General features: G+C 41.9%; 4 protein-coding genes. 1 reads left to right on the top strand and 3 read right to left on the bottom strand.

Annotation, left to right across the window (positions count from 1 at the left end; translation table 11 throughout):
- Window positions 1–72 precede the first annotated feature (72 nt).
- Window positions 73–1,620 (top strand): glycosyltransferase, encoded by a 1,548-nt coding sequence (locus AC3A14_RS14895; protein ID WP_318735658.1) that lies wholly within the window; start codon window positions 73–75, stop codon window positions 1,618–1,620.
- Window positions 1,621–1,627: 7 nt separating this feature from the next.
- Here the strand turns inward: AC3A14_RS14895 and AC3A14_RS14900 are convergent, their stop codons facing one another.
- The 3 genes from AC3A14_RS14900 to AC3A14_RS14910 all read right to left on the bottom strand — a co-directional run bounded on the left by AC3A14_RS14900 (window position 1,628) and on the right by AC3A14_RS14910 (window position 6,071).
- Complete coding sequence (locus AC3A14_RS14900; RefSeq protein ID WP_318735656.1) at window positions 1,628–3,853, bottom strand: O-linked N-acetylglucosamine transferase, SPINDLY family protein; 2,226 nt, start codon at window positions 3,851–3,853, stop codon at window positions 1,628–1,630.
- A gap of 202 nt (window positions 3,854–4,055) precedes the next feature.
- On the bottom strand, window positions 4,056–4,640 hold the full coding sequence (locus tag AC3A14_RS14905) for a type IV pilin-like G/H family protein (protein ID WP_318734450.1): 585 nt from the start codon (window positions 4,638–4,640) through the stop codon (window positions 4,056–4,058).
- A gap of 111 nt (window positions 4,641–4,751) precedes the next feature.
- Window positions 4,752–6,071: a class I SAM-dependent methyltransferase gene (locus AC3A14_RS14910; protein ID WP_318735652.1), complete on the bottom strand. Its 1,320-nt coding sequence runs from the start codon at window positions 6,069–6,071 to the stop codon at window positions 4,752–4,754.
- Between the last annotated feature and the right edge of the window lie 159 nt (window positions 6,072–6,230).

Raw genomic sequence — 6,230 nt, forward strand, 5'->3', positions numbered from 1 at the left:
GTATAAAACCTAATTAATGACATTGTATGTGATTTAATTACTTTATCTGAAGCATAAATAATTTTATTCATCATGGTAGCTTCTCCTCAAAAAATAAGCGATCGCATCCAGCATTGTAGTGCTTATTTCTATCTGGTCGAAGATCAATTTCCCCATCTAGCTATTGGGTTGGCTGAAGGGTTGAAAGCCTTAAATATCCCAGTCTATGCAAATTGCAACTATTGGCTCCTTTCTCCTGAACCAGAAGATTATTTATTTATTCACGACCCGCAGGTTAACCCTGAAGATTGCTTACTAGTTATTTTAGATAAAAACTGGGTTTTTGCCCAGCGTCCCTTTCCAGAAGTGATCTATAACCGATATCGCCAGCATATAAACATTTATCTTGATGATATGGACGGGCCTGATGCCTCTTTATGGCCGCCAACAATCGCTTATTTTGATGTTATCTTGAGAACGCACTGTCATACTCAGACTCAATATCCCAGCAACTTTATTCCCTGGGCTTTTGGCCTATCGCATCGGATCGTTACAGAAGTACAAACGATTCCCACTTTTGACCAGCGTCAGTCCTCCCTCTTATTTAACTTCCGAGTCGATCACAAAGAACTGTTTACCAGTTATCCAATAAATGCAGTTGAACAAGGCTTTGCCACAACTCATAGTCGCCAAGGAGAAATGTTTAAGGTACAAGCAGATTATCCTGTACGGATTGTCACAAATCAGCAATTTATTCCTCTCATTGAGAAGATTTTACCGGTAGATCAAACGGTTGATACTCCTCATAATTCTCCTGCTGACCCCTATCATTACTTACAATGGAAACAAACTGGCCGTCGTCATTATCCCCAATATTATCAGCGCCTTAAATCCCACGTGGCTTGTGCTGCCTTTGCCGGTTGGTATATCCCTGCCCTGAAAACGCGATCGCCTTATATTGAATGGTGGGATAGTTGGCGATTCTGGGAATCCCTAGCTGCGGGATGCGTCACCTTTCACGTTGACTTCGATCGATATGCTGTATCTCTTCCCGTAATGCCAGAAAACTGGAAGCACTATATTGGCATTGATATGGAAAATATGGAAGATACCATAGACCGGATCAGAAGCGAACCCACTATTCTCGAAAAAATTTCTCAAGCAGGACGACAATGGGTTCTGGAACATTATGCCCCCATTCCTACAGCTCTAAGGTTTTTAAAACTTTTGGGATTTAAGAGTACGGAAGAATTACTTCCATTTCAGTTAAGAGAACTGAATCTGATTGCTTTTCCGGATTGGTCACAACTAGAAGCACAGCTTGTGCAGGACTTAGGAAATTTACTTCAACAAGTCTTAAAGTATGGAGATGGCCACCGTATTGCTCTGTTAATCGATACTAACAAGACCACAGTAGAAGAAGCCAATGAAATTTTAGCTCAAATAACCTTTCAGCTTTTAATGTCAGGGGAAATTGAAGAGATGGAAGAAGACAAGGCACCCGATATTATCTTCCTAGAGTCCTTAAGCCTCTCTCAATGGCAAGTCTTACACTATCAGCTTCACGCTCGTATTGCTCTAGACAATGAAAATCAAGATGCTCTGGTCAATGCCAAACTGCAACATCTACCTCTCTTCTAATCCTGGCCTAACTCCCAGACTCAACATACCGTTGCCACATTTGCTCATAAGCCTTTTCCATTTCACGAGCAAACTGCTTACCATTCCACAACGGCGAAGTTTTACGAGACTCTTTCAACTTCCATGCCACGTTTTGTCGTAATTCGGGTTCTGTTCCCAAACGAATTCCCCATTCAATATATTCTTCATCTGTCCAAGCTATACCCTCAGTAACCCCCACATTCATCATCATGGTATAGCTATTGCGAGCCGCAAATTGTTCGCCAACTTGTGTCACGATTGGAACTCCCATCCATAACGTTTCTAGGGTAGTTGTCGCTCCATTGTAAGGAAAAGTATCTAGCACTACATCAACAATACTCATATTGGCACGGTGCATAGCCTCAGAGGGTGCAGGGCGGAGAAATATCAGTTGCTCTTCTGAGACTCCTTCTTCCTCTGCCAATTGCCCAAAAAACTGCTTAATCAAATCTTGGTCGCCCAATCCTTTAATCAAGAAATAGCTGTTAGGAACAGCTTTAATAATCTTCAGTTGCGCTCTTGCATTGTCTGGATGACGCTTAAAGCCCCGTTGGGAACTAAAATACAAAACTGCATCATTAGGAATATCTAGCATTTCCCGCCGCAGAGTAGGAACTTCAACCTCAAATCCATCTACGGCAATATAGGTTTGGGGCAATCGCCAAATTGTTTCACAGTAGTAATCCTGGGCATTTTCAGGTAAGACATAAGGATCGGCGATCATGTAGTCAATCGTCGGAATACCCGGAGCATCCCACCCCAACCAACTCACTTGAACGGGAGCGGGTTTGAGGGCCATCACTGTGCAAGCTAAATCTAAGGTGAGACTATCGAGATCGACCAGGATATCTATGTTATCTTCGCTAATGCGATCGGCAACCTCAAGATCCTCACGTCCGAGTTTACGAGCTTGAGTAACATTCTCAACATACCATTGTTGAAGAGGATCGGGAGACTCTGACTTATAGTTAACGAAATAAGCATAAATCTCATACTGCTCTTGGTCGTGATGTCGGAATAACCATCGAGCCAGCCATCCCACGGAGTGACTCATAAAGCAATGGGAAAGATACCCAATTCTCAAAGGCTTGGATGTTGAACAAGGAGCATTCCAACCTTTTCTATAGCGTTGCACTCGCTCTTGCTCATGAAACTCGATTCCAGACTGAGAAAACTGGGCTAAATGATTATGAATCTCTCGATTGCCTCTGGCTTCATCCCGAAAGTAAGGGAAAAAATAGCTGCTCGTATACAACCGACTGCTACTGAATAAAGGGTAATCGGGAGCTTCCTTGGGATCGAGAGAGAGCAGTAACTCAGCTTGTCGATCTGAAATAACTAAGGCATCTTTCCAGCGTCCTCCCGTATCCATTAAGGCTGTAATTTGCAGGAAATTAGCAATTATCTGGTCAATAGAGTTTTCGGCTAACTGATGAACTTTTTCTGCTGCTTCTAGGGCTTTCTCATATTCGCGATTGCTTTGATAGTAGGTAGATAGCTGTCGCCAAATTTCTGGATGCTCTGAATCGGCTTTTAAGGCACTTTTTGCTAAGGCGATAGACACTTCCGGATGAAATAGAGTGCGACTTATTTTAATACAAGAGGATAAGATTATTCTCAGAAATGCGGATAATTCTTCGCCAGAAATGAAGGGAACACATACATCTACAAACTCGGGTAGCAGTGGGTCTAATGGTGCTCGCTCCGTAAAATGCTTTAACGTTTGCAACAGTAGGGGGACGTTCACCTGTATAGATTCTGAGTTCGCACTCAATACATCAAGAATTCCAATTTCAGTGAGTTCATCTTCTGTTAATATCTCTAGTTCTAGAGCTAGTTGCAGGAGATGGAGTAAATTATTAATATTGCTTGGATCGATTTCCCGAATGTGTTGCCGAATCACCCATGCTAGTTTGGGCTGGTTTTCTTTAAATTGGCGTTCGGCTTCAGTGTCTAAAATACTCACCAATTCTTGAGTCCATAGCTCTATTTCCTGCTCTGTTGCTTCCCCAATAACCAACATCCAAGTGACTTGAGCTTCAACTTCTTGTCCTTGAAGGAGTAAGGCTAATCCCAAGTACCAATATCCTTGTCTCCACTCAGGGTGCATATCAACCCAGTTTTGGTAAAGCGTGACCGCTTGAGCATAGTCTTGGGTAACGAAATATTCAAAAGCCTGTTGTTGTAACTCTGTCGTAGAAATGTCAGTCATTGCTTACTTGAATATCAATAAAAATTCAAATAAATATAGGGTCAGCCAATTCTAGCTCACCCTATATCAAGTCTATCGTAATACTATTTCCATTTCTGCATTCAGTTGGGACTCACCGAAGATTGAGAGGAAGTTGTTCCTCAAGGAGCGATCGATGGCAAACTGAAAGAGAAATGGTAGTACTTGAAAAAATGGCTTCAAATTAAAATGCAGTCCAATCAGTAGGGGCATAAGGACCAGTTGCCTTGTCACCATTAGATGGACTCCACTTGGCAGAGGGCAATGTGTTTTTTGCAACACCAGCACTATCACTCTCCATCAGTTTTGCTAATGTTGTAGCTTCTAGGTTACCAACAGTACCACCTTCACCCGTTTGGACTGAACCCAGGTAGGACTTCAGAGTATTACTGTCTGCCCATCCGTAGTTATTGACTCCCGTACCCTTTACTGCATCTTGATTAATCGGCTGACCAGCTGTGGGACCACTGATTGCGTATACATAGTTCTCAGTTTGAGATTGAATCCCTAAACCCAGGTTGGTCAATGTTGTGGTGAAGATATCTTTCTCCAAGAAGTAAGCTTGTTGCTGACGGTTCATGGAACCAGTATATTGTTTAGCTTCTGATTGTTTGGCTTTGTTGGCTTGGTTGAGGAAGGAAGGCAAGGCAATCGCTGAGAGAATCCCGATGATGATGATAACAACCAGCAGCTCAATCAGGGTAAACCCTTCATCTCCTTTTTTGGCGATCAGGTGGCTCAGGAATTTGGTCCGAAATTCAGTTTTCATTGCTTTAGGTCTCCTTGGGTGTGCAAAGTGTTGGCTTCTAGCTCCATATCTGTAGCTTACCCACCTTACACTCGTTTGATATCAGCCGTGAATTTTTTTTCTGAAATGGTGTTATTCCTGGGACTCTAGAAGTAAATGACCCGACTCATACAGGGGGATGATGACAGATTTTAGCTGTTGGGTTGCTTCAGTTTCAGTATTGGCTTCCCAGGTTATGGGATTGATGGGGTGGAGGGTTTGCCAGCGCTGGAGAAGCTGGAGAAACGAACAAGGAGAATCAAATAAAGGTAACAGAGCGCCTAAGGCCGTACTCTCGATTGTAGAAGGAGAAAGTGGATCGATACACAAGTAGTCATTGAAATTGAGACTTCTCGTTTCAGAAATCGCTGTCATTGCTTCTTCTTTAAGGTCTTCGGTTCTCAGTTGTGGATGTAAATGGACTTGTGCTTGCTTCCAATCCTTATCTGTCCATTCCTCTACGGGGACGATGGTGCGATCGCCTTGAGGATGGCCACAGAAAAAATCGAGAAGCCGTTGTTTGGGGTGGAATAACTCATGAAGGTGGAGCTGATCTTCTATGGACAACTCGGACAATTGAAACATCAAACTCATGGGCAGGTCATCCCAATTTTTAAACAATTTCAACAGATCCCAGTAGTGCCAGTTGAGCATACTAATAAATTCTAAATTGCTTTCTCTAAGAAACGCAAACAACTCAGGAATTTCAATTCCAGTATCTCCGAGCAACAAATAATTTGCTCCCAGCCACTCAACCGACTCTGATTGCTGCTCTCTCCAGGTGGTTCTTTTTAGGTCTATAATATCCTTTAGATTCCGCATGACTGAGCGAACTATTTCATAATCTTCTTCTTCTGGTGCACCATCCATAAAACCCAGTTTTTGCCAAATTCTTTGTCCTCTAAAAAAGCCCTGTCGCTGAAGAGAACTATGTAAATTAGCCCGAATAATACCATCAGGCTTCAAAACAGACTTAAACGCCTTTAGACCAGGGGTGACACCAGGAACCAAGTATAGGACATCATCACAATTAATATAATCAAATTTTATCCCTAAGCTAGGAATTTTTTCTATGGGAATACAGTGAAACTCTGAATTATAAAATCCATGATATTTTAGACGCTCTCGTGCAATTTCTACGGATTTATCTGACATGTCAATGCCAACAATTTTTGCTCCTGGATTAGCTTCAGCTAATATTAACGATTTATAGCCACTACCGCAACCTGCATCCAAAATAATTTTACCTTCTGAGTTGATAACTTTTTGATCTCTACGATAGAATGAATTCACCATATTATGACAGTAGAGCTGAATCTTGTTTTTCTTGGGAGAATCTTCCAAAGGACAATTATAATAAGGTGTAGAGTTGAATTGATTCCGGATTTCATCAATATTAGTCATAATATTCATCCCGTTTTGCTGAGTCTTTCTCGTTAAGTTTAACCTGTTTATCCACTTCAACTCACATTTTTAATTCTTTTTAACCTGTCTATCGGGCTTATAGGCCTCTAATCCGCTATACTAAACGTAGTCGTTATGAGTTTATATAAATATGAGCAACCCTACAGT

This window comes from Roseofilum sp., from assembly GCF_982964205.1.